The 23,769-nt window shown below is 44.6% G+C and carries 23 protein-coding genes and 1 tRNA gene; 16 read left to right on the forward strand and 8 right to left on the reverse strand.

The window, feature by feature from the left end:
* The first annotated feature begins 42 nt into the window (after positions 1 to 42).
* From Q3W13_RS16075 to Q3W13_RS16090, 4 genes are all read left to right on the forward strand, one after another.
* Positions 43 to 225 (forward strand): hypothetical protein, encoded by a 183-nt coding sequence (locus Q3W13_RS16075; protein ID WP_117383595.1) that lies wholly within the window; start codon positions 43 to 45, stop codon positions 223 to 225.
* A 70-nt stretch (positions 226 to 295) separates the two neighbouring features.
* Positions 296 to 1,429: a hypothetical protein gene (locus tag Q3W13_RS16080; protein WP_117383596.1), complete on the forward strand. Its 1,134-nt coding sequence runs from the start codon at positions 296 to 298 to the stop codon at positions 1,427 to 1,429.
* A 194-nt stretch (positions 1,430 to 1,623) separates the two neighbouring features.
* Positions 1,624 to 1,788: a hypothetical protein gene (locus Q3W13_RS16085; RefSeq protein ID WP_165852074.1), complete on the forward strand. Its 165-nt coding sequence runs from the start codon at positions 1,624 to 1,626 to the stop codon at positions 1,786 to 1,788.
* A 43-nt stretch (positions 1,789 to 1,831) separates the two neighbouring features.
* Entirely contained in the window at positions 1,832 to 3,397 is a 1,566-nt protein-coding gene (locus Q3W13_RS16090; RefSeq protein WP_302865519.1) for a recombinase family protein, read from the forward strand.
* Here the strand turns inward: Q3W13_RS16090 and Q3W13_RS16095 are convergent.
* Positions 3,360 to 3,431 (reverse strand) — tRNA-Glu (locus tag Q3W13_RS16095). The two genes, Q3W13_RS16090 and Q3W13_RS16095, sit on opposite strands and share 38 nt — an antisense overlap.
* A gap of 296 nt (positions 3,432 to 3,727) precedes the next feature.
* On the opposite strand from Q3W13_RS16095, the gene Q3W13_RS16100 reads away from it, so the two are divergent.
* From Q3W13_RS16100 to Q3W13_RS16135, 8 genes are all read left to right on the forward strand, one after another.
* Positions 3,728 to 4,009, forward strand: coding sequence for a DUF427 domain-containing protein (locus Q3W13_RS16100; protein ID WP_302865437.1), 282 nt, complete (start codon positions 3,728 to 3,730; stop codon positions 4,007 to 4,009).
* A gap of 3 nt (positions 4,010 to 4,012) precedes the next feature.
* Entirely contained in the window at positions 4,013 to 5,398 is a 1,386-nt protein-coding gene (locus tag Q3W13_RS16105; RefSeq protein WP_302865439.1) for a mercuric reductase, read from the forward strand.
* Between the two features lie 6 nt (positions 5,399 to 5,404).
* Positions 5,405 to 6,370 carry an ABC transporter ATP-binding protein gene (locus Q3W13_RS16110; RefSeq protein WP_302865441.1) on the forward strand — a complete coding sequence of 322 codons (966 nt, stop codon included), beginning with the start codon at positions 5,405 to 5,407 and terminating at the stop codon, positions 6,368 to 6,370.
* Positions 6,363 to 7,940: an ABC transporter permease/substrate-binding protein gene (locus Q3W13_RS16115; RefSeq protein WP_302865444.1), complete on the forward strand. Its 1,578-nt coding sequence runs from the start codon at positions 6,363 to 6,365 to the stop codon at positions 7,938 to 7,940. The genes Q3W13_RS16110 and Q3W13_RS16115 overlap by 8 nt, the downstream gene beginning before the upstream one ends.
* Positions 7,937 to 9,088: an ergothioneine biosynthesis protein EgtB gene (gene egtB / locus Q3W13_RS16120; protein WP_302865446.1), complete on the forward strand. Its 1,152-nt coding sequence runs from the start codon at positions 7,937 to 7,939 to the stop codon at positions 9,086 to 9,088. The genes Q3W13_RS16115 and egtB overlap by 4 nt, the downstream gene beginning before the upstream one ends.
* A 17-nt stretch (positions 9,089 to 9,105) precedes the next feature.
* Positions 9,106 to 10,104 carry an L-histidine N(alpha)-methyltransferase gene (locus Q3W13_RS16125; RefSeq protein ID WP_302865447.1) on the forward strand — a complete coding sequence of 333 codons (999 nt, stop codon included), beginning with the start codon at positions 9,106 to 9,108 and terminating at the stop codon, positions 10,102 to 10,104.
* Between the two features lie 246 nt (positions 10,105 to 10,350).
* The gene (locus Q3W13_RS16130) at positions 10,351 to 11,775 is read left to right on the forward strand and encodes a glycogen synthase (RefSeq protein ID WP_302865449.1); all 1,425 of its coding nucleotides are present in this window, start codon (positions 10,351 to 10,353) and stop codon (positions 11,773 to 11,775) included.
* Entirely contained in the window at positions 11,772 to 13,034 is a 1,263-nt protein-coding gene (locus Q3W13_RS16135; protein WP_302865452.1) for a glucose-1-phosphate adenylyltransferase, read from the forward strand. The genes Q3W13_RS16130 and Q3W13_RS16135 overlap by 4 nt, the downstream gene beginning before the upstream one ends.
* 78 nt (positions 13,035 to 13,112) lie before the next feature.
* On the opposite strand, the gene Q3W13_RS16140 is transcribed toward Q3W13_RS16135, so the two are convergent.
* From Q3W13_RS16140 to Q3W13_RS16150, 3 genes are all read right to left on the reverse strand, one after another.
* Positions 13,113 to 13,790, reverse strand: a complete 678-nt coding sequence (locus Q3W13_RS16140) for a metal-dependent hydrolase (RefSeq protein ID WP_302865453.1) — start codon at positions 13,788 to 13,790, stop codon at positions 13,113 to 13,115.
* A 56-nt stretch (positions 13,791 to 13,846) separates the two neighbouring features.
* The gene (locus tag Q3W13_RS16145) at positions 13,847 to 14,137 is read right to left on the reverse strand and encodes a YbaB/EbfC family nucleoid-associated protein (protein WP_302865456.1); all 291 of its coding nucleotides are present in this window, start codon (positions 14,135 to 14,137) and stop codon (positions 13,847 to 13,849) included.
* A 151-nt stretch (positions 14,138 to 14,288) separates the two neighbouring features.
* Complete coding sequence (locus tag Q3W13_RS16150; protein WP_302865458.1) at positions 14,289 to 15,503, reverse strand: serine hydrolase; 1,215 nt, start codon at positions 15,501 to 15,503, stop codon at positions 14,289 to 14,291.
* Positions 15,504 to 15,615: 112 nt separating this feature from the next.
* Between Q3W13_RS16150 and Q3W13_RS16155 the strand changes: the two genes are divergently transcribed.
* Positions 15,616 to 16,533, forward strand: a complete 918-nt coding sequence (locus tag Q3W13_RS16155) for a tetratricopeptide repeat protein (RefSeq protein ID WP_302865460.1) — start codon at positions 15,616 to 15,618, stop codon at positions 16,531 to 16,533.
* Positions 16,534 to 16,553: 20 nt separating this feature from the next.
* Here the strand turns inward: Q3W13_RS16155 and Q3W13_RS16160 are convergent, their stop codons facing one another.
* Positions 16,554 to 17,171 (reverse strand): hypothetical protein, encoded by a 618-nt coding sequence (locus Q3W13_RS16160; RefSeq protein WP_302865461.1) that lies wholly within the window; start codon positions 17,169 to 17,171, stop codon positions 16,554 to 16,556.
* Between the two features lie 169 nt (positions 17,172 to 17,340).
* Here Q3W13_RS16160 and Q3W13_RS16165 point away from each other — a divergent pair, with 169 nt between their 5' ends.
* Positions 17,341 to 18,027 carry a flavin reductase family protein gene (locus tag Q3W13_RS16165; protein ID WP_302865463.1) on the forward strand — a complete coding sequence of 229 codons (687 nt, stop codon included), beginning with the start codon at positions 17,341 to 17,343 and terminating at the stop codon, positions 18,025 to 18,027.
* Between the two features lie 101 nt (positions 18,028 to 18,128).
* The gene (locus tag Q3W13_RS16170) at positions 18,129 to 20,795 is read left to right on the forward strand and encodes a ligase-associated DNA damage response DEXH box helicase (RefSeq protein WP_302865465.1); all 2,667 of its coding nucleotides are present in this window, start codon (positions 18,129 to 18,131) and stop codon (positions 20,793 to 20,795) included.
* 110 nt (positions 20,796 to 20,905) lie between these two features.
* On the opposite strand, the gene Q3W13_RS16175 is transcribed toward Q3W13_RS16170, so the two are convergent.
* The 3 genes from Q3W13_RS16175 to Q3W13_RS16185 form a co-directional block, all read right to left on the reverse strand.
* Positions 20,906 to 21,400 (reverse strand): GNAT family N-acetyltransferase, encoded by a 495-nt coding sequence (locus tag Q3W13_RS16175; RefSeq protein ID WP_302865467.1) that lies wholly within the window; start codon positions 21,398 to 21,400, stop codon positions 20,906 to 20,908.
* 108 nt (positions 21,401 to 21,508) lie between these two features.
* Positions 21,509 to 21,844: a cold-shock protein gene (locus Q3W13_RS16180; RefSeq protein ID WP_302865473.1), complete on the reverse strand. Its 336-nt coding sequence runs from the start codon at positions 21,842 to 21,844 to the stop codon at positions 21,509 to 21,511.
* Positions 21,845 to 22,052: 208 nt separating this feature from the next.
* Positions 22,053 to 22,247: a cold-shock protein gene (locus tag Q3W13_RS16185; RefSeq protein WP_302865475.1), complete on the reverse strand. Its 195-nt coding sequence runs from the start codon at positions 22,245 to 22,247 to the stop codon at positions 22,053 to 22,055.
* A gap of 438 nt (positions 22,248 to 22,685) precedes the next feature.
* Between Q3W13_RS16185 and Q3W13_RS16190 the strand changes: the two genes are divergently transcribed.
* Positions 22,686 to 23,702 (forward strand): fatty acid desaturase, encoded by a 1,017-nt coding sequence (locus Q3W13_RS16190; RefSeq protein WP_302865477.1) that lies wholly within the window; start codon positions 22,686 to 22,688, stop codon positions 23,700 to 23,702.
* Positions 23,703 to 23,769: the final 67 nt, after the last annotated feature.

The raw sequence follows: 23,769 nt of genomic DNA on the forward strand, positions 1-23,769 counted from the left end.
CTATCCATCGCAAAATCGGTCACTTAAAAACCATTCAAAAAGATGGCAAAGCAAATTTTAGTTACAGGCAACCCCTTTATGGTCACTGCCTTTTACGGCTCTTTAGCAGAACACTTTATAGCCGGTGAAACGATCATCATCAGATCAGTTAACGGCTGGTGGTGTAAACGAAGTATCAGGCAGGTATTTGCCCGTGAATACGGTCAGTGCCTTGTTGATCTGTAGGTAAGTTCAGGTAATTGCGTTAAAGGCTCGGGAACGGGCCTTTAACTTTATCCCATATTGCGATATAATAATGATTAAAGTAGATTTTGAATTTGAAGCTGAAACAAATACGAACTATCCGATAATTTACTCTAAAGAAGCGTACAGTAAAGCTTATGAGGAAGCTGTAAAGTTCAAGACAAGCTTTTATGACGCGGCTTATTCCGACGCTGCAAAGGCACATCTGAGTTGGTACGTTGCATACATTGACGGGATCTTAAAAGGTAAGATATATAAAGATGAGCAGCTTGTGCCTCAGCTTTTTATCGTGGGAGCCATTCGTAAAGAACAAATTAGGGAATTTTTAAATTGTCATCTTTTTGCCGCTAAAGATTATTGCAATCACCTGATCGAAAACATAAAGCCTGCAACAGTTCGAAGATATGATCATACCCTCCGCAGCCTTGATGTGGACCTTGAACAGCTTCTTGTTCACTATGAAGTGCAGATCCGCAAATCCGTTGACCGAGTTGCGCCGACGAGCTGGCGTAAACCGGTGCTGAGTCCGAACGATATATTTTCAGCAGCTAAGGAATTATTTTATATTGAAGACCGTGATACAATCGAAGATCTTTACCTGAGAGACCTGAAACCGATGGTGATGTTCCAAATCAGGCAGATGGTAGAAATATTCGGAAGACAGATCATTGGTTATACCGATATAGTGGATAAAAAAGATATACCGGTAAAGAAATTCACCCAGGTAGCCTGGGAATTTATTGCAGAAGAATGCAAAAAAAAATCATCATCCCGGATCGTATTGCCATTTCCCGTGATCTTTATGAAAACATTGAACAGCTGGTCGAATAACTTTGTTCATACAAGTTATATCCATAGTGCTTACATTCAATATTATGCATTGCACATTCTTACACTGCTTTTAAAGGGTTCGGGCAGTTCATTCCGTATTTACAATGGAAACATGCAGCGAAAGGGACATGCTGATATAATGATAAGCAATTATGAAGAGTTGAAAAAAGATTTTGAAATTTATATTAATAGAAGGCAGCCTGGCTTAAAAGTTAATTGGCTTCCAATTACACAAATACAAGCTTACATTATTTCCTTGGGCTCAACAGTGCCGCAGTCATTATCATTCTGGGATAAAATCAGATTGTTTTTCCGGCGTGTTTTCGGGAATATTCTCGGGTTGTTCAACCGCTGATTAATAGGCGAACCCCGAGGGTTAATTATCTTTCTCGTTGAATTGATTTTACTGGTTTGAAACCGCTGATAAACAATACTCTTATCTTAATTTCCCGCAGGGTTGAGAAAGATTATTATTGTTCTGTAGTACCGAAACACTTGTCAATTTGATCTAAAAAAACACGGCATTATTGCAGCCTTACAGGCTTGATAATGAAACCGATCCTACCTCATAAAAGAAATATCACTCCCGAACAGGCAGTAAAAGTGCTTGCCAAAAATGGAATAGTTGCTGACGAAAAAGAAGCGAAGATTATTTTGGATTTCTTATATATTTTGGCTAAATTGACTGTTAATCAATACTTTAACGACACATAACGCGGTCGTATTGTAATGCTCTCTTTATCAAATTCTTACTATTATGACTTCTGCTTATTTATACGTCCGTGTAAGTACGGATGAGCAAAAAAGAAAAGGCTACTCCCTGCCTGAACAGGAAGACCGTTTACTACGCCACTGTGAATTTAACAACATCGAGGTAAAAGGTATTTTCCGGGAAGACTACTCTGCCAAAAACTTCAAAAGGCCGGAATGGAACAAATTGTTGACCGTCGTTAAAAACCGTAAAAAGAAAGACCGGGAAAATATCCTTTTCATTAAATGGGACAGGTTTAGCAGGAACATTGAATTTGCCTACCAGATGATCGGTATTTTAAGGGCGATCAATGTGCAGGCGATGGCCATCGACCAGCCGATTGATTTTAGCATTCCTGAGAGCACGGTAATGCTTGCGGTTTATTTATCTATCCCTGAAGCTGAAAATGGAAGACGAGCGTTAAACACCTCCGGTGGTATGCGCAGGGCCAGGAAAGAAGGCCGCTGGATGGGCGCGGCACCTAAAGGCTACCAAAACCTGGTGTATCCCGATGGAAGGAAGTATATCGCCCCAAAACATCCTGAAGCAGCTTTAATGAAATGGGTATTTGAGGAATTGTCTAAAGGTATTCTTGTTGCCGAACAGGTCCGCAAAATTGCTTGTCAGAGAGGCCTCAAATGTGAACGCAATAATTTCTGGAAACTCATCCGCAATCCGATGTATGCGGGTATCATCGTAGTTCCCCCATTTGAAAACGAGGAAATGCAGTTTGTAAAATCTCAGCATGAGGCCCTGATATCGCAAACACTTTTTTATGAAGTTCAAAACATTTTAAATGGCAATAAGCGCCCTATAGCTACCAAAGTTGTATCAAAGGATATGCTACCGCTACGTGGCTTTTTAGAGTGCCCGGATTGTAACCGGATGCTAACAGGCAGCGCATCAAAAGGAAGGCACGAACGCTATTATTATTACCATTGCACCGGCACTACCTGTAAATGCAGGTTCAAGGCAGAAACAGTCAATCAATACTTTGAGGATGAACTGATCAAGTTCAATTTAGCACCGGGTGTTGGCGAACTGTTTAAAATGGTGGTTATGGACGAATGCAGATCAACCAGCAGGGATGATTTAGATGAAAAGAAAGTTATCTCAAATAGGATTGAAGAGCAGGAATTAATCTTATCTAAGGCCAGGAAAAGGCTATTAAAAGAAGAGATTGATGCCGATGATTTTAAAGCGATAAAAGCCGAATGTAATGAAGAATTAAGGCTATTAGAAAGTAAACTGGCGGACCTTCCGGCTAAATCAAATGAGTTAAAGTCTATTGAGATGCTTTTAGACGTAGTAATAGCCCGATATTCAAATATCCTGCAACACTATAAAAATCAGCCAGTTGAGGAAAAGAGGAAAATTATTGGTTCGATGTACCCCAAAAATCTATGTTTTGACGGAACCCAACATCGAACCGCTTATTTGAGTGAACCACTTTCTCTTATCTTGCTGATAAACAGCAATTTACAAGGCAAAAAAAGAGGGGAAAAGTTGTCTTTTTACAACCTTTCCCCTCAAGTAGCCCGTAGGGGAATCGAACCCCTGTTTCAAGAATGAAAATCTTGCGTCCTAACCCCTAGACGAACGGGCCATTTTTGGCTTTTCCCGCTGCTTTGAATCGTTATGACCCTTTGTTTTGGGATTGCAAAGATAAGCGTAAAATGGATAATTAAAAATATTTTTAAAAAAAAGTAGGGAAAGTTTAAAGATCAGTAAACATCGGAACGGCCTGACAATAATCGAAGAATTTTACGGCCAGATGAACGGCCTATGCATCAGCATTTTACACCCTAACCATTACACCTTTCAGCCTTTACTGTCTTTCCGGACTTTACTGACTTTCCGACTAAAACCTTTATCTTTATACTACATATCTAACCAACCTATATGAAAGCAGTATGGAACAACCAGGTGATTGCCGAGAGCAATGACACCATTGTAGTTGAAAACAATCATTATTTCCCTAAAGAAAGCGTTAAGGCCGAGTACCTGGAGCCGTCGCCGGCACATACTACCTGCCCATGGAAGGGAGTAGCATCTTATTATACCCTTAAGGTAGACGGCCAGGAAAACCGCGACGCGGCCTGGTATTACCCCGACCCCAAGCCCGCCGCCGCAAACATTACCAACTACGTAGCGTTCTGGAAGGGTGTTAAGGTAACCGAATAAACCATGAAGCAATACGATGCAATAATAATTGGTGCGGGGCAGGCCGGCGGTCCGCTGGCAAAAAAACTGGCTGAAGCGGGCAAAAAGACTGCGATAATTGAAAAACGCTGGGTGGGCGGCACGTGCGTAAACGATGGCTGCACGCCTACCAAAACCATGATAGCTTCAGCAAAGATGGCTTACTTAGCCGCCAATAGTTCGCCGCTCGGCATTAAAATTAAAAACTACTCGGTAGACCTGGCAAAGATTAAAAAACGCAAGGACGATATAGTGCACAAATCGCGCAGCGGCAACCAGAAAGGGATAGAAAAAACGCAGAACCTTGACCTGCTTTTTGGCGAAGCCCGCTTTACCGGCGAAAAAACTGTTGAAGTAAAACTAAACAGCGGCCGAACCAAAGAGCTGAAAGCCGACCTGATTTTCATTAATACGGGCGCCAAGCCACTGATCCCTGAAATTGAAGGGATCGAAGAAACAGGTTATCTTGATTCTACTTCGATTATGGACCTTACCTCCGTACCGGGCCATTTGCTGGTTATAGGCGGCAACTATATCGGGCTGGAGTTTGGACAGATGTTCCGGAGGTTCGGCAGCAAGGTAACAGTTATTGAAAAATCCGGCAGGATTGTATCGCGCGAGGATGAAGACATTTCGGAAGAACTGACAAAAATCCTTCAGGCTGAGGACATTGATATCCGTGTAAATTCTACGGTTACTAAATTTAAAAGGAAACAAGGCGGCAAAATCATTGCAACCGTAAACACAAATGGTGCGGAAGAAAAAATCAAATGCTCGCATGTGCTGATAGCCTCGGGCCGCGTACCGCAGTCGAAGGCGCTTCAACTGGATGTCACAGGCGTGAAGGCTGATGACAGAGGTTACATAACGGTTAACGACCAACTGGAAACCAATGTAAAAGGCATTTACGCTTTGGGTGATGTAAAGCCGGGACCGGCATTTACGCACATTAGCTATAACGATTATACCATCGTATACCGTAATCTAATTGAAAAACAAAACCTTTCAATAAAAGACAGGCCTGTACCCTACTGTATGTTCACCGACCCGCAGCTTGGCCATGTCGGCATCAGCGAAACCGAAGCAAAAAAACAGGGGATAAAATATAAAGTAGCCAAATTGCCTATGGCCCACGTAGCGCGCGCCATCGAAACCGGCGATACCCGCGGCTTTATGAAGGCCATTGTTGACCCTGATACTAAAAAGATACTTGGCGCAACGGTGCTCGGTCCGGAAGGAGGAGAAATTATGACTGTTCTGCAGATTGCCATGGAGGGCGGCATTACTTACGATAGGATTCGCTACTGTGTTTTCGCGCATCCGTTGTATGCAGAATCCTTAAACAACCTTTTCCTGGGGATGGAGGATTAAAGCCCGATGATAAAGGCAGAACACCTCAGCAAAGATTTCGGCAAAGTAAAAGCTGTCGACAGTATTTCGTTTGAAGTGGAAAAACACGAAAATCTTATCCTGCTGGGTACCAGCGGCTGCGGAAAAACCACCACGCTGAAGATGATCAACCGGCTGATCGAGCCGACGTCCGGCAGTATATTCATCAATGGTAAAAACATAATGGACCAGCCGCCCGAACTGTTACGGCGGGGGATAGGCTATGTTTTGCAAAACAACGGGCTGTTTCCGCACTATACCGTTGCCGAAAATATTGCCGTGGTTCCGCAGTTATTGGGCTGGGATAAAAAGCGGGCCGACAAACGCATTTCCGAACTGCTGGAAAAACTTCACCTCACTAAAGATTACTTAAAAGCCTATCCCCGCGAACTAAGCGGCGGGCAGCAGCAGCGCGTTGGACTTGCACGGGCGTTAGTCGCCGATCCGGAAGTTTTGCTGATGGATGAACCTTTCGGCGCACTGGATAACGTTACCCGGTCAAAAATACATGCCGAATTCAAGGCATTGGATGAGCTGAAGCGCAAAACCATCATTATGGTTACCCACGATGTGCAGGAAGCCTTTGAACTGGGCGACCGCATCTGCCTGATGGATAAAGGGAAAATTGTACAGGATGGTACGCCTGCCGATTTGCTATTTAAACCGAAGAATGATTTTGTACGAAATTTTTTAAAGGAGCAAAAACTGCATCTTGAGTTCAAGACAATCTCGCTGGATGACATTTGGGAGTGGCTGCCATCGAAGCAAAAGCATACCACCGCAAAGCCACTCTCAGCTGCTACTGACTTTTGGACAGCGTTGGAACATTTTAACTTCGACCATGCCGACGCTATCACGATAAAAAATAAAGAAACCGGCGATGTGAAATTGGCAAGTTTTGAGGAACTGATGTCGGCATTTTATCAATTTAAAAAACAAACACCCCATGAATGAGCATCAGCAAAATTTGTGGGAATTTATGCAGCAGCAGAGCGATAAGCTGCTTACGCAAACACTACAGCATATTGGGCTTACATTTATTTCACTGCTGATTGCCGTATTGATTGGCTTGCCGCTGGGTATTTTTATTGCACGCAAAAAACGATTCTCCGGGCCGGTACTTGGTGTGGCCGGCATTTTACAGACGGTGCCAAGCATTGCCCTGCTGGGCTTTATGATACCCCTGCTGGGCATTGGCGCCAAACCTGCTATTGTTGCCCTGCTGCTGTATGCGCTGCTGCCTATTTTGCGTAACACATTCACCGGTATTACCGGTGTAGATGCAGCCGTTAAGGAAGCTGCCGTTGCGATGGGCATGAGCAAAAGGCAGGTATTATTTAAGGTGGAGCTGCCGCTGGCCATGCCGGTTATATTTGCCGGCATCCGCACTGCTACGGTAATAACTGTGGGCGTAGCTACTTTGGCATCATACATTGCAGCCGGTGGTTTAGGTGAGTTTATTTTCGGGGGAATCTCCTTAAATAATACCAACATGATTCTGGCCGGAGCGATACCGGCCGCGCTGCTCGCCATTATGTTTGATTTTTTGCTGGCGCGATTGCAAAAGCTCAACATTAAAAAGCTCAAAACTGCTACTGCCACTCTCCCCTTGCTGCTGGTTTTGCTATCTTCCTTTTACCTGCTCCCATCGGCCTATGGCAGTAAGCTAAAAGCCGGCTTCACCCCAGAGTTTATGGGACGCCGGGACGGAAACCTGGGCCTGATAAGCACCTATGGTCTTAAGATACAAACATTGGTGATCAACGACGCAGTGATGTACAAAGCCTGTTACGAAAAGCAATTGGATGTCATCAGCGGGTATTCTACAGACGGACGATTAAAGGCTTACGACCTGGTAGTTTTGGATGACGATAAATTTATTTTCCCTCCCTACTATGCAGCTCCGATTGTGCGGAACGACGCGCTGAAAAAATTTCCGGAGCTGGAAACGACGCTTAATTTACTGTCCGGTAAAATTAATGACAGCGTAATGACCGCGCTTAACTACAGGACAGACTATCTTCACCAAAGCCCCGAAAGGGTAGCTAAAGATTTTTTGGTCGCCAACAAATTATATAAGCCGGCTGGTGGCGGAAATGCGGGAGTTGTGCGCATCGGTTCGAAGATTTTTGGAGAACAGTATATCCTGGCAAGCATGTACAGCATGCTGATAAAAGGATATACTGATTATGATGTATCCACAAAAACCGGGCTGGGCGGTACAAAGATATGTTTTGATGCGTTGACGAATAATCAAATTGATTTTTACCCGGAGTACACCGGTACCGGTTTGCTGGCTATTTTGCAGCCATCAACCAAAATCATCGATTCGCTGACACATAGCAAGGATAAAACTTACGGGTATGTGCAGGAACAATTTGAAAAAAAGTATCAAATAAAATGGTTAAAGCCCATTGGCTTTAATAATGCCTATGCCCTGATGATGCGCAAGAAACAGGCGAAAACATTAAAAATTAAAACAATTTCGAATCTCAAACGATATTTAGAGACCAATAAACGATGAATTTAGCTGATTGCTACTTACAAGTACGTAACCGAACGGAATTGATATGTAGTCCGCTTCAAACGGAGGACTATGTAGTGCAGCCCGTGGTTGATGTTAGTCCGCCTAAGTGGCACATCGGCCACGTTACCTGGTTTTTTGAGACATTTATACTTGAACCTTACGCCAAAGGCTATACAGCATACAACCCGGATTATAACTACGTATTTAACAGCTATTATGAAACGGTAGGCAACCGTGTTATCCGCACTGACCGTGGCAATTTAAGCAGACCTACCGTAGCCGAGATTTATGCTTACCGAAAATATGTGGATGAAGCCATGGCCCGGTTTTTAAGTACTGAACCATCCGCTGATATTAAAGAATTATTGGTTCTGGGTTTTAACCACGAAGAGCAACACCAGGAACTGTTATATACTGACATTAAATACATCCTGGGGCATAACCCTTTGTTTCCCGCCTATGATAAAGATTACGCACCGGCGAAAACAAAACCTGTTGCAAATGGTCAATTTATTAAACTCCAGGAAGGCATTTACGAAATAGGCTTTAACGGCGAAGGCTTTTGTTTTGATAATGAGCTTAACCGGCACAAGGTTTATTTAAACGAATTTGAAATAAGCCCTAACCTGGTAACCAACGGCGAATATTTGGAATTTATGAATGTAGGTGGTTACCGTGATTTTCGCCACTGGCACGCCGAGGGCTGGGATTGGGTAAGGAACAACAAGATTGAAGCGCCGCTTTACTGGCATAATATAGACGGGCAGTGGCATTATTATACTTACCGGGGGCTGGAACCGGTAAATAAAGAGGAGCCGCTTTGCCATATTAGTTACTTTGAAGCTTATGCATTTGCAGCCTGGAAAGGCTTAAGGCTGCCCACTGAATTTGAATGGGAAGCAGCATCCGCAAAATTTGCATGGGGCCAAAGATGGGAATGGACCGAAAGCTCATACCTGCCTTACCCTGGCTTTACCAAAGCGCCGGGCGCAATAGGAGAATATAACGGCAAATTTATGGTGAACCAGAAAGTGCTGCGCGGCGCATCGGAAGTAACGCCGCCCGGACATAGCCGTAATACCTACCGGAACTTTTTTCAAACCAATTTACGATGGCAATTTACCGGCATAAGGCTGGCTAAGTAATATGTAACCGAAACCTAATGAAGAATACCGACACCACTATAGCGAAAGAAGAAATGCAGGGACAATCAAACTGCAGAACGGGAAAATTTTACGAGGACGTGATTTGCGGATTGAGTTCATCCCCAAAATTCTTAAGTTCGATGTATTTTTATGATGCCGTGGGCGACAAACTTTTCCAGGACCTGATGGCTTGTGATGAATATTACCCAACCAATTGCGAACTGGAAATATTTTCTGAAAAAACAGCAGAAATATGCGAAGCCATTATGGGCGATGGGGATGCGTTCGATCTGATTGAGCTCGGTGCGGGGGATGCTTCCAAATCAACCTACCTGCTAAAATATCTTTTGGAGAAGGGGGCCGATTTCAGTTATCTGCCTATCGATATTTCGTCGAATACTATATCCTACCTCAACATTACCTTGCCTGTTACCTTGCCGAACCTGCAAATGACCGGCCTGAACGGCGAATATTTCGACATGCTGAAAAAAGCTTCGGTTATTTCAAATAAACGTAAAGTAGTAATGTTTTTAGGCTCGAACATCGGCAATATGCCGTTGGACGTTGCAACCCAGTTTTGCGCCGATGTGCGCAGCCACTTATCGGCGGGCGATATGATGCTGATCGGCGTAGACCTAAAGAAAAACCCGGCTACTGTTCTGGCGGCCTATAACGATAAGGAGGGGATTACCAAACGTTTTAACCTTAACATGCTTGAACGTATTAACCGCGAGCTGGGCGGGGATTTTGATGTCAGCCAGTTTGAGCACTATCCAACGTATGATCCTGAAACCGGGGCCTGCAAAAGCTACCTCATCAGCCTGCGCGATCAAACTGTAAGTATACAAGGCAAAAGCATCTTTTTTGCGAAGGATGAATATATATTTATGGAGATATCCCAAAAGTTTACGGTGGCTGAAATTGATAATATGGCGCTTACCGCATCCTTTAAACCTGCTGTTCATTTCTTCGACAGCAAACATTGGTTTACTGATGCTATTTGGGTTGCAGCGTAAATAATTCAATCGGGTTCATCAAACCAAGCAAGTGCGCTTCTTTTGTTATTTTCTTAAAATTGACCGTAGATAGGCGTCGAAAAATATCATTATTATAATAAAAGCACAGTAAGCGGCTCATATTACGAATGAATGCCCTTATCAACTAAACAAATAATAAAAATTATTTTTTTAAACACATTGTATGCCCGGGGGTTCTATATTTAACCAATTCTTTGCTTAAATTGAGCCAATAAAATACCTCCTATGAGAGTTTTTCACCTGAGTGCCGAGTGTTATCCGGTTGCCAAAGTAGGCGGCCTGGCCGATGTTGTGGGCGCTTTGCCCAAATACCAGAATCAGCTGGGCTGGCAGGCTGCAGTGGTGATGCCTTATTATGAACGTAAATTTGTACAGGAAAACGAATTCGATATCGTTTTTGCAGCATCGACCCTGCTTGGCACACGCCGTTTATTTTTCGAAATATTAAAGGAGAAAACGGATAAGCTTGGGTTTGAGCTTTTCCTGATAAGAATACCCGGACTAATTGACCGTACTGAAGTTTACCAATACCCCGATGAAACCGAGCAGTTTGTAGCTTTTCAAATTGCTTTCTTAGACTGGATAAGCTACTCACAACAGTCGCCGGATGTTATCCACTGTCATGATCATCACACGGGACTGGTTCCGTTTTTATTGCAGTGCTCAAGGCTTTACACCAGGCTGGCTAACACCCCAACCGTTTTTACGATACACAACGGACAGTATCATGGTGCGTTCGGATGGGACAAGTTATCTTATCTTCCGGAAATTGACCTGTCGAAAACGGGCCTGCTGGACTGGGCTGGAGCCATAAATCCGCTGGCTACGGCCGTAAAATGCTGCTGGCGCTATACAACTGTATCGCCTACCTACCTGCACGAACTTTCAATCAGCTCTAACGGGCTCGAATTTTTGTTTCACATGGAAAGCAGCAAAGGCGTTGGCATCCTTAACGGCATTGATACGGCTGTTTGGAACCCCAAAACAGACCCTATGCTACCTGCAAAATTTGATGTAAAAACATTTGTAAAAGGAAAGCAGGCAAATAAACAGTTGTTATGCGAACGATTTAACCTATCCCCTGAGGCGCCACTTATAGTATTTATAGGCCGTTTGGTGGGGGAAAAAGGCGCCGACCTGATAGCTACCGCCATGGAAGAAAGCTTTAACGAGCATCCCGGTCAGTTTAACTTTTTAGCTTTGGGTGCAGGGGAAAAAGAAAACGAAACCGAGCTAATTGAATTGCGTGATTTTTATCCGGAACAGTGCGCTGTGTTTATCGGCTATGACGAACCGCTGGCGCATCTTATCTATGCGGGCGCCGATTTTCTTCTGATGCCCTCGCGTGTGGAGCCCTGCGGGCTTAATCAACTGTACTCATTACGTTATGGTACCGTTCCGATAGTAAGAAATACCGGTGGCTTGCACGATTCTGTGATCGATTTTGGTGACGAAGGCGGTTATGGTATTCGTTTCAATCATGCGTCAGTGGAGGATATCTGCACTTCGGTAACCCGCGCCATTGCGTTATATAACAACACCAAACATCTGAATACCTTGCGTAAGCTGATGATGGGCCTCGATTTTTCGTGGGACCGATCGGCCAATCGATATATAACCCTTTATGAAAGCTTAAATCCAACCATATGACCTCGAAAGTAATTTGCATCGTTCTTGGCGGAGGACAGGGCAGCCGTTTGGCTCCCTTAACCACAACACGCTCAAAACCCGCTGTACCAATTGCCGGTAAATACCGCCTTGTGGATATACCTATATCAAACTGTTTGCATTCGGGCATCCACAGGATGTACGTGCTGACGCAGTTTAACTCAGCATCGCTTAACAAGCACATTAAAAACACTTACCACTTCAGCAACTTCAGCGAAGCCTTTGTGGATATTCTGGCCGCTGAACAAACCCCAACCAACGTAGGCTGGTACCAGGGCACAGCCGATGCGGTAAGGCAATGTTTGCACCACCTGGCAGTGCACGATTTTGAATATGTGCTGATACTATCAGGCGACCAGCTCTACCAGATGGATTTTAACGACATGGTTGAGAAGCACATCGCTGCCAACGCTGAAATATCCATTGCCACTATCCCGGTTCATGCCAACGACGTTCCCGGGTTTGGAATCCTGAAAACCGATCACAACAGCATGATCACTGCTTTTATAGAAAAGCCAAAATCGAATTTTGAGAGCTGGGCCTCGGATGTTAGTCCGGAGATGGAAGCTGAAGGCCGGGTTTACCTGGCTTCCATGGGTATTTATATTTTTAATAAAAAGCTGCTTTATGAACTGCTGGAAGGTAATGACCGTACAGACTTTGGTAAAGAAATCATCCCGCAATCCATCGCTGATCACAGGGTGTTAAGCTATCAGTATGAGGGTTACTGGACAGATATCGGTACTATTCCATCATTTTTTGAGGCAAATATCGGCCTGACAGATGATATACCTAAATTTAATCTGTTTGATAAGCACCCGATATTTACCCGGGCACGCATGCTTCCGCCGTCCAAAATGTCGGGAACGCATGTAGACAAGGTTATCATAGCAGACGGATGCATCATCAATGCGAAACAGTTAACGCGGGCGCTGATCGGTATCCGTACGCGTATAGGTTTTGAAACAGTTATTGAAAACTGTTATGTAATGGGTAATGATAATTATCAAACCCTGGAGCAAATAAACGAGGCGCACGCAAACCAAACGCCGATTATGGGCATTGGCGACCGCTGCCATATCCGTAATGCTATTATCGATAAAAACGCATGCATTGGCGACGATGTAAAAATAAACGTGGGAGACCCGCTGCCGAATGGCGACTTTCAGTCTTACACAGTGCAGGATGGCATCGTAATCATTAAGAAACGCGCAGTTATTCCTAACGGAACTGTGATTTAAAAGAAGCCGGGAAAGGAGTTCTGTACAAAACATGAAGCCCCGTTCGGTCGCCGAACGGGGCTTCATGTTTTGGTTTGGTTATAATTCTATACTTTCTCCAAGTCCGGGCAATTTGATATTTATGCCGGCCTTTATAAACTTTTCTTCAGCATCCTGCTTATCGATTTTAATAACAGGGAATGTATCATAATGCATGCCGATAACATTTTTACAATTGATAAAACCACATGCCTTTATCGCATCATCAACTCCCATGGTATAGTTATCGCCTATAGGCAGGTAGGCCCAGTCGAGATTTTCGCCGGCCAGTAATTTCATATCATAGGTAAGGGCGGTATCACCGGCAAAGTAAATCACCTTGCCATCTGCCCATATCACAAAGCCGGCAGGGTTGCCGCCTGCAGAGCCGTCGGGCATGGTACTTGAGTGCACTGCATTTACCATTTTTACGCGGCCAAAATCAAAATTGAAACCACCGCCAATGTTCATGCCATGAGCATCATCAACACCGTGTTTGCCCAGCCATCCGGCAATTTCGGCAATACAAATAACTTTTGCGCCGCTGCTTTTTTGTATGGCAAGTAAATCGGCAACATGATCGCCGTGCCCGTGCGAAACAAGTATATAATCCGGTTTCAGGCTATGAATATCGATGTGCCCGGCAGCAGGGTTTGGCGTAATAAATGGGTCGAATAAAAGTTTCTTTCCGCCGGCCTCCAGCATAAAGGTCGACTGTCCGTAATAGGTAGTTTTCATGGTGAATATTTTGTTTTTGGGTAGATTAAAAATGCCGAATAATTTAAATAACGAAATCAGAACAGCCCGCCAAACATATCTTTGGTCATCGCAGCCATTTCGCTTTGGCTTACGTTATCAGCCTGTTCCATCGCTTTATTTATGGCGATAACCAACAGTTCTTCCAGCTCTTCCTTATCGGCTGCTTTCAAAAATTCTTCATCGATAGTTACTGATTGCACCACCTTGCTGGCATTAGCCTTTACGGTAATTTTGCCACCTTCAGCACTGCCGGTAACGGTTATAGCATCCAGCCTTTGCTTTATCTCGCCCGCTTTCTGCTGGGCCTGCATTAGTTTATCGAACATAATGTTTGATTGTAAATATTGTATTGTTGTAAATATTGTATTGGGTAAGCAAAGGTATCAAAGTTGAATTGATATAAGCAACATTATAACCGCTGCAGCATCCGCAACTACCTCAACTTATTCCAACCATCACAACCTCTACAACTAATTATCAGTCATCACTTGTTTCGCCGCTGCCGTTGTAGGCGCTTTTGCGTACAATTGGCATACCTACGGCTTTAAATAACTCGTCCAGGTGTAACAGGCTGCCATTAGAAAGGTTTGTGAGCAGTACCATTGTAATGTCATTCTTTAAATCGCGCAGGTAAATATGCCTGAAACCGTGCCACCAGCCTGTATGATACACTACCTGCTGATCAGGCGCCTCGAAAATTCGCCAGCCGTAGCCATAGCTAAAATGGCCATGCACCATCGGGTTGCGTATCTGGTATGCCGAATCCATGGTTGATTGCTTTAGCAACCTGCCCGCACGCAAGGCCCTGTCATAAAGCCAAAGATCGCCTACGGTGCTGTAAACGCCTTTATCGCCCACCGGCCCGTCGAGGAAGTTTTGCACAACTGAATAACGCCATTGACCGCGATCGTGACCAACAACATCCACAGGAATTTTATCATAAACAGCTTTTGAATAACAGGCCGTATGCTCCATGCCGCAGGGCTTAAAGATGTGTGTCTTTACAAAGTCTGCATATGATTGACCGGTAATTTTTTCAATGATCGACCCCAGCACCATGAAGTTGGAATTGTTATATAAAAATCTTGCATTGGGCTTATTGAATGGACGCGGTTTATATTGGGCGATAAGCGCCATCTCCTCGGCATTGGTAAGGCCTTTACGCTGGTTACGGTGTTCAGCACGGTATAGGTCGTCGGTAAAATATACATAGTTCATCATCCCTGAGCGATGGGTGAGCAGTAAGCGGATAGTAACACCATCGTACGGAAAATCGGGGAAATATTTCTTTACATCGTCGTCCAGTTTTAATTTACCCTGTTCCCAAAGCATCATTATAGCCGTTGAGGTAATGGTTTTGGTAACCGATGCCAGCTCGAACTGCGAATTCAACTTAAGACTGTCGCGATGCAGGTAATCAGCCCAGCCGATGGCATTTTCATAGATAATCTTACCATGCTTGGCCACCAGCACGTTGCCGTTAAAGCCACGCGTTTTGTGCAGCATCTGCATTACGGCGTCTATTTTTTTATCGGCGTCTTTAGGATTATAGGCCAGCAACGCTTTTGTGTCGAATGGCGCAGAAGGGCCGGGCAGGGGTTTTTCTTTTTTTTCGCTTTGTTTTGAAGAGCAGGAGGCTAAAACTATCAGGAAAGATGTAATTATTATTAAGGGCTTGTACACTAATCTCATAAACTAATTTCTCAAGAACGTAAACGTAGCAAAAGTCAGAAATTATACAGGACTTGTAAAGTAAATGTTTTAAATATTTTTCTTTTAGTTAACACTCTTTATAATTTTAAACATGAATTGTATCAAACAGCTGTTTACCGCACTTTTTGTACTGGCAATGTGTTGCAGGCTATCTGCCCAAAACAACGATGATGCGCGTGCATTGATTAAGGAAGGCCTGCAATTGAATAACGAAAAAAAGTATGCTCAAGCCATTGAAAAATATCGCCTGGCCTTAAAATCAGATACCGGCAATCTGTTTGCCGGTTACCAGTTGGCCAATTCATTATTTTTAAGTGATAAAGGGGCGGAAGGCATCCCCTATCTTAAAAAAATTACGCAAACTGATAACAAACTCAAGGGCGCAGCCTATGATTTATTGGGTTTGATCTATTTTAAAAACAAACAATATAGCGAAGCTGAAGCGGCCGCTATCGCAGCTATCAAAATCGATCCGAAACATGCCGGCACACAACGCATGTATGCACTGGTAAGTTTTCATCAAAATAAACGGGCGCAGGCCTTTTTAGGATTCTGCAGCTTTATATTGCTGGAGCCTAATAACGCCCGCAGCGCCGAAGCTTATGGCAACATGCTACACATTATACAGGGCGGGAACCTGAAGCCCGGGCCTGGCGAAATACAGTCGCATGCTATGGAATCCGATGTAAACGCACTTAACCAGGCCATTACTCAGGCGGTTGCGGATTTTAGTAAAAGAAGATATTCCTCAGCAGGCGACCTGCTTACAGCAGAAATGACTGCCATTTTCACCAACATCGGCAAACTGGCAGAAAAACAGACCGGCAATGATTTTTTCAGAAATTATCTCGCGGCGTATTTCTATAAGCTGGCACAATCGCCAAATATGCCGGCGTTTGCCCGCCTGGTTAGCAGCAGCACACCCGAAAGCGGCAAATGGATAAAAGAGCATCCGCAGCAAATGGCTGATTTGGATAATTGGGTAAAAGACACAGGAAGAACTTTTTGATTCAGGATACAGATAACAGATTAATGTAAATTAATATACGTCGCCAATGAATCTTTAGGCTGATGGATAACAATGCCTACGCCTTTTCCTGTTAACGAATCAACTTCAAAGGCTATACCCTTGCCTTTTGCCTCATAAACTTTTACCTTTTTCCCTTTAGCTTTGTAGGTGCTTACAGGGCTAAGCTGGTAATGCTTTTGATATTCCGCGAGATTTAAACCGGTGTTCAATCCGTCGGCAGTTTTAAAATCGGGAGACGTTGTCAAAATTTTACGGATACGGGCAATTTTTTCGTCTGTTGAACCAAAATTATGATGAGCAAATACACTGGTTTTATAGCTGCTGCTGTCGTGGTTGGCATACCATGTCATGAGGGCGCTCCCCATTGCCGCATCGCTGAAATCGGGCTTGCCTAATATTGCGGAAAGGCTGTCGGCATTGCCGCCAATCGTAATTTTACCTATACTTTTTCCGGGTATTATCAGCTTATCAGGCACGACGGTTTTGCTGGTATCATCGATAGCTTTTACAGCTGTTAAATCCTGTTTATCTTTCTTCTCGTGACCGGAATGCTGTCCGCAACTGCTTATGCTGAACATTGCAATTATAAAAGCAAATGGTATGATGATACTTTTCATGGCGGTATATTCTTTCCTGATAACGCAAAGCCCCCCAAAATGTTCGGCTTCTATAAATATTGCGACATGCTAAATTTAACGGTGTATATTAAAAATACATCAGCAAGAAACGGGTTTCCCTGCCCATGCAAAGCCGGTAGTTTTGATGTATTAATTAAATCAAAAAGCTATGCATATTATAAGCGAACCTTCAATTTTATATTTCGGCACCCCGGTGGTGCTTATCGGCACAAAAAACGAAAACGGAACAGATAACCTTGCGCCAATGTCCTCCATATTCTGGCTGGGCTGGCGGTGTGTGATCGGGCTGGCAGCCGCCTCAAAGACCACCCAAAATTTAATGCGGAACAGGCAATGTGTTTTAAACCTGCCGTCGGTAAATGAAGTGGCGGCAGTGAACCGCCTTGCCAAAACTACCGGCTCAAACCCGGTGCCCGAAGGAAAATTGCTGAAGGGTTACCGTTATGAACCAGACAAATTTAAAATAGCCGGGTTAACCAAAACGGATGCAGAAACCGTAGACGCCCCACGCGCCGCCGAATGCCCGGTACATATGGAAGCCGTTGTTGAAGCTGTACACGGCCTGGCTGAAGGTGATGCTGACATGCGCGGCAAAATAGTGACCTTTGAGCTGCGCATTCAACGTATCCATGCAGAAGAATCGATATTAATGGATGGCCATGCCAACCGCATCGACCCGGATAAATGGAAGCCGCTGATCATGAGTTTCCAGGAATTTTATACCCTGGGCGATAAAGTACATTCATCCACCCTGGGCGAAATTCCTGAACGCTTGTATAACACGCTGGATAGGGAGCGGGCGATAAAGGCTTATGAAGTTGAGGAAACGATGTGATTTATTTGGAAATAAAGCCTGGCCTTTCACCGGCTCCCCTTCTGAATTACATATTGAAATGAAATGATAACTTATTGCATTTTCGGTTGTATATTATTGGCATGATTACAAAGGGGCAGCAGGTTATACAAGACTGGTATCAAAAGAAGAACTGGGAACAGTTTCCGTTTCAAAAAGAGATGGAAGCTACCTACCTGGCAGGCTTCTCAGGTTTGCTGAATGCACCCACCGGCAGCGGTAAAACCTTCGCGCTGTTTTTACCTTTTCTGGCTGATTTCATCAACAAGCACCCGGATACTTACAATACCAAAGCCGAAAATGGTTTGCTGATGCTTTGGATAACACCGCTCCGTGCACTTACCAATGATATCCGAAAAGCTATGCAGGAGGTTTGTGATGAGCTCGGTTTTCCCTGGAGGATCATGACGCGCACAGGTGATACTCCGGCAGCAGAAAAGCAGTCGCTTAAGCGCAAGTTACCTGAAGTGCTGCTCACCACCCCCGAAAGCCTTCACCTGATGCTGGCCCAAAAGGAATATCCTAAAATATTTAAGGGCCTGCAGGTTGTAGTAATTGATGAGTGGCATGAATTGCTCGGTACAAAAAGAGGGGTGCAGGTAGAGTTAGGTCTTTCCAAGTTAAAAGCCCTGGGAATAGTTGGCAGTGGGCAGGCAGCAGTTGGCAGTATTGAAAACTCTGCAGTTGACGGTTTGCAGCCGACAAAAAGAAAAAGCAGCAAGATTAAACCTCCGGACAAGGACTGCCAACTGCCAACCGTCAACTGCCAGCTCAAAATCTGGGGCATCAGCGCAACCATTGGCAACCTGGAAGAAGCAGCGCAGGTGCTGCTGGGCAACAACTTTCCACCGGAACGCATTAAAATGGTGCGGGCCAACCTGGATAAAAAGTTGCTGATCAAATCTATTATCCCGGAAAATGTTGAGAATTATTCCTGGTCAGGGCACATTGGTTTAAAGCTGCTGCCGCAGGTAATGGAATTGGTTGCGCAAAGTAAAACCACACTGATCTTTACCAATACGCGGTCGCAATCTGAAATTTGGTATCACGCCATCCTGGACAACTACCCCGAATATGCAGGCATCATGGCGATGCACCATGGCTCGCTGGATAACGAGCTGCGCAACTGGGTAGAACAGGCGCTGCACGCCGAGGCGCTTAAGGTGGTAGTCTGCACTTCGAGTCTTGATTTGGGGGTCGACTTCCGGCCGGTTGATACGGTAGTGCAGGTTGGCAGTCCGAAGGGAGTCGCGCGGTTTATGCAGCGGGCCGGAAGGAGCGGTCATGCTCCCGGCGAAGTATCGAAAGCCTACTTTGTGCCGACCCACTCACTTGAATTACTGGAGGGCGCAGCACTTAAGCAAGCCATAAAGGAAGGCATTTTCGAAAGCCGCGACCCTATGCTGCTTACTATGGATGTACTGATACAATACATGGTAACGCTCGCCGTTTCCGACGGCTTCAGGGCCGATGAATTATTTGAGGAAGTAAAGGGGACATTTGCCTTTGCAGATATTACCCGGAAAGAATTTAACCAGTTGCTGGACTTTATCACTACCGGCGGTAAAACCCTTGCTGAGTACGACGAGTTTTTGAAGGTTGAAATAGAAAACGGACTATTTAAAGTAAACAGCCGCCGGGTAGCTATGCGGCACCGGCTAAGCATCGGCACAATCACCAGCGAGGTGAGCATCCGTGTAAGATGGCTAAGCGGCGGCAGCCTTGGTACGCTGGAAGAATCGTTTATATCGAAACTAAAACCCGGCGATAATTTTTGGTTTGCCGGACAAAGCCTGGAGTTCGTTCGGATAAAAGAAATGTCGGCCTACGTTAAAAAATCAACCAGAAAAAAAGGGCTGATACCGAGCTGGGCCGGCGGCAGGATGCCGCTTTCGTCGCAGCTGTCGGCCATGTTCAGGGTAAAGCTTGATGAGGTGGCGCATGGCATTGCTGCTGACGAAGAAGTACTGGCTTTAAGGCCCCTGTTTGATTTGCAGGCACAGTTATCGCACCTGCCGCAAAGTCATGAATTTTTGATAGAGTCGTTTAAATCGCGCGAAGGCCACCACCTGCTTTTTTACCCTTTTGAAGGAAGACTGGTACACGAGGGAATGGCTTCGCTCTTCGCCTATCGCATCAGCAAAATTAAACCCGCCAGCTTCTCCATCGCCATGAACGACTATGGTTTTGAGCTGTTGACCGATGAAGATGTGCCCATCGAAGAAGTGCTGGAAGATATGTCGTTCTTCTCCATCGATAACCTGATAGACGATATACAAGCAAGCCTGAATGCCAACGAAATGGCCCGCCGCCGTTTCAGGGACATCGCTCACATTGGCGGACTGGTGTTCACCGGCTATCCCGGTCAACAGGTAAAAAACAAGCACCTGCAGGCATCCGCTTCGCTGTTGTTCGAGGTGTTCAGCGAGTACGAACCGGATAACCTGCTGGTACGCCAGGCTTATAACGAGGCGCTGGCTTTTCAACTGGAAGAATTCAGGATGCGTATGGCATTACAGCGTATAGTTACCCAAAATATCATACTCAAGATCATCAGTCGCCCAACGCCTTTTGCCTTCCCGATAATGGTTGACAGCCTTGGCCGCGAACGCCTCACCACTGAAACACTTGAAGAACGCATCGCCAAAATGGCCCGGCAATACGGCGCTGATGAGGTTTGGGAAGAAGCGGAAAAATCTGAAAGCCGTAAACAGAGAAAACCCGGGATTACACGAAAAAAGGGATTTTGAAGGAGCTTTGGTTTAATGCCCGCTTAAAAACAGCTCTTCTCATGAAAAATAAAAACCGGGTATAGTGAATACAAGAACCACCGGTTGATAAAAAATCCTGCAATTCTCATTCACATTTTAAAATACGCCAGTTCCTCGCCGTTTCGGATATAATTCGGCATCCTTTTCATTCCGGCTTTCTCCAGTACGCGCTGACTGGCTATGTTTTCCAGCTCGGTTACAGCTACAAAAACTGTTTCTGGCCGGATGCTGAGTGCGCGGGTTAAAAGTGCACCGGCCATTTCAGAAGCTATACCCTTACCCCAATAGTTGTGATGCAGGGAGTATCCCAGCTCGATATCGTCACGGCCCTCTTCAAAAATCCGCAACAGGCACATGCCTATAAAATCATTATCGCCGGCAGCGAACATACCCCAGCGGCCTGTTATACTTCCCGGGGCCGGTTCAGCCAGGCTATCCCTGAATATTTTGATATGCTCCTCGCGGCTGCGGACCGGCAGGTACCGCGTTACACGTTCATCATCAAACAGGCTAAGGTACATTTCCTCTTCTTCTGGCTTAAATTGTCTGATGATAAACCGGGTAGTCTGTAGTAAGATATTCATGTCAGGCGCTAAATTTAAAGAAATTGAGGCAGTTGTCATTAGCCGCTCAAAAACTTCTTCACCGATGCACATCTATTTTTCGATTACATAGACAAAGAGAGAGCAGCGTCAGCTTTTAGCTTTATGCCTTAGCAATCTCTGTACTGCATTGATTCCTTTCAGGCCTTTCCCGGTAGAAAAAGTTACCTTATCATTCTCCTTGGCGTCGAACGTAAGACTGTTTACGTGGAAGAAAATATTTTCGCGTGTGTTGTCATCCCGGATAAAGCCATAACCTTTGGCGGTATTGAAAAAGCTTATTGGACCGCGGTCCAGCTGATCATCAGGGTTGTGTATTCGCTTCGGAACCGCAACCTGTATCTGGTCCGCCTGTACCGGCTTTTGTTTTAATCTAATTGACGGGGTGCCAATGATATTGCCATTTTCATCAATATAAGCCATCATATCTTCCAGGCCTTTGCCTTTGCTGGAGCTTGCTTTATGGGCTTCGGATTTTTCTTGTTTTTCCTGCTTTTCTTAAGCTTCTCTTTCTCTTTTTTTATTGAATGTTTCGCTGGATTTTCCCGTTGTTAAATTTAAATGATTATTAAATAGTATAAAATAAAAACACCCGCCGTTTGGGCGGGTGCTTTTGTAAATTTTATAGCGATAATTAAATTACTTTAACATTTACTGCGTTAAGGCCTTTTTTACCGCTTTCCACATCAAAACTAACATTGTCGTTTTCGCGGATTTGGTCAATCAGGCCGGTTGAATGTACAAAAACATCTGTGTCTGTACCATTTTGTGAAATAAATCCAAACCCTTTGAGGTTATTGAAAAATTTCACTGTTCCTTCTTTTTGCATTGCTTATTTTTCTAATGAGTTGCAAGGTAATTAATAATATTGGCATATTTTTACTTTTGGTAAAAAATATTTAAAATAAGTTTAAATAGTCAAATGCACAATAAAATATTTTTCATCTTAATGTAATTTTTGGGGACTTTTTTACTACATTGCATAAATATCTTCATAATTCAACACTTAGACATTGCCATAACTGATTCCGGTAATCTTTAAGATTCATATAACCAGAATCAGCTTGACAATTAATGAATAATCTTCATTGCGCCATTACAGGCTGCGCTGATGTGCAACATGCAAATCAGGCACTTTTTTTATCACGTCTTAGAACGGGCGATGGAACACAGCTTTAAAAATAACCAATGAATAATAAACGGTATTTGAAAGCCCGTCCTGAAAAAAAATTCCGCAACTAATTTTTCCACCCACTTTAATATTACTATGGCTTTTTTAGATCACGTTCTTCAGCCGCCATCATACGGCTGGAAAACCGCGCAGGGAGAATTGGTGCGCCCCGTTAAACTCGCTATCCTCAGAGAGTTTTTCAACAGAATGAACATATTTAACGACCGAAGGAACTGGTTGCCGTTCTTCAGCTGGTTCAAAGTGCTTTGCCTCGTTCCGTTTTTTGTACTTTTTTTAGCTGAATACTTAAGCCTATGGACGGCCGGAGCGGCTTTTATATATGGCATGATCATAATGGGGACACACGGGACAGTGTGGCACCACCGGTATTGTACCCATGGCGCTTTCCGTTTTCGCAACCGTTTCTGGCAGTTTTTTACCAGGCAGCTTACACTTAACATCATACCTGAGGAGATTTATGTAATCTCCCACCATGTACACCACGCTAAATCTGACCAGCCGGGCGACCCTTATAACGCCCAGGCCGGTTTTTTGTATTGCTTCCTGGCGGACGTAAACCATCAGCCAATTGCCAAAGATTTGAATGAAGCAGACTACTGCCGCGTGAGACAGTTAATGGCGCACACCGGCGTAAAAGGGAATAGTTACCGGCAGTACCAATACTGGGGCTCGTATGCCCAACCCGGCCTTGCGGTGCTCACCTGGCTGCTTAACTGGTCGTTTTGGTACCTGGCCTTTTATTTTATGGGCGGAAATGCACTGGCATGTTCGCTGTTTGCTGCTGCGGGCATCTGGGCCATTGGGGTACGTACCTTTAATTATGACGGCCATGGACATGGGAAAGAAAAGCACCGGGACGGTATCGACTATAACCGGGCGGATAAATCTATTAACCAATTGTGGCCCGGCTATGTAGCCGGCGAATGGCATAATAATCATCACCTATATCCAAAAAGCGCCCGCAGTGGCTTCAAGTCTTACCAGCTGGATACAGCCTGGCTATATATCAAGCTGCTGCACCGGTTTGGCGCAGTACGCAGCTACCGGGACGACAAACCTGCTTTCGTAGCAAAATATGTACAGCGAAAATAAGATACCTCAGGATCAATTCAGCTTTTACAAATTATAAGGGGCATTCGCTGAAACAGTACCCGGTTTT

It is taken from the genome of Mucilaginibacter sp. L3T2-6, assembly GCF_030519355.1.
Taxonomy (GTDB): Bacteria; Bacteroidota; Bacteroidia; order Sphingobacteriales; family Sphingobacteriaceae; genus Mucilaginibacter.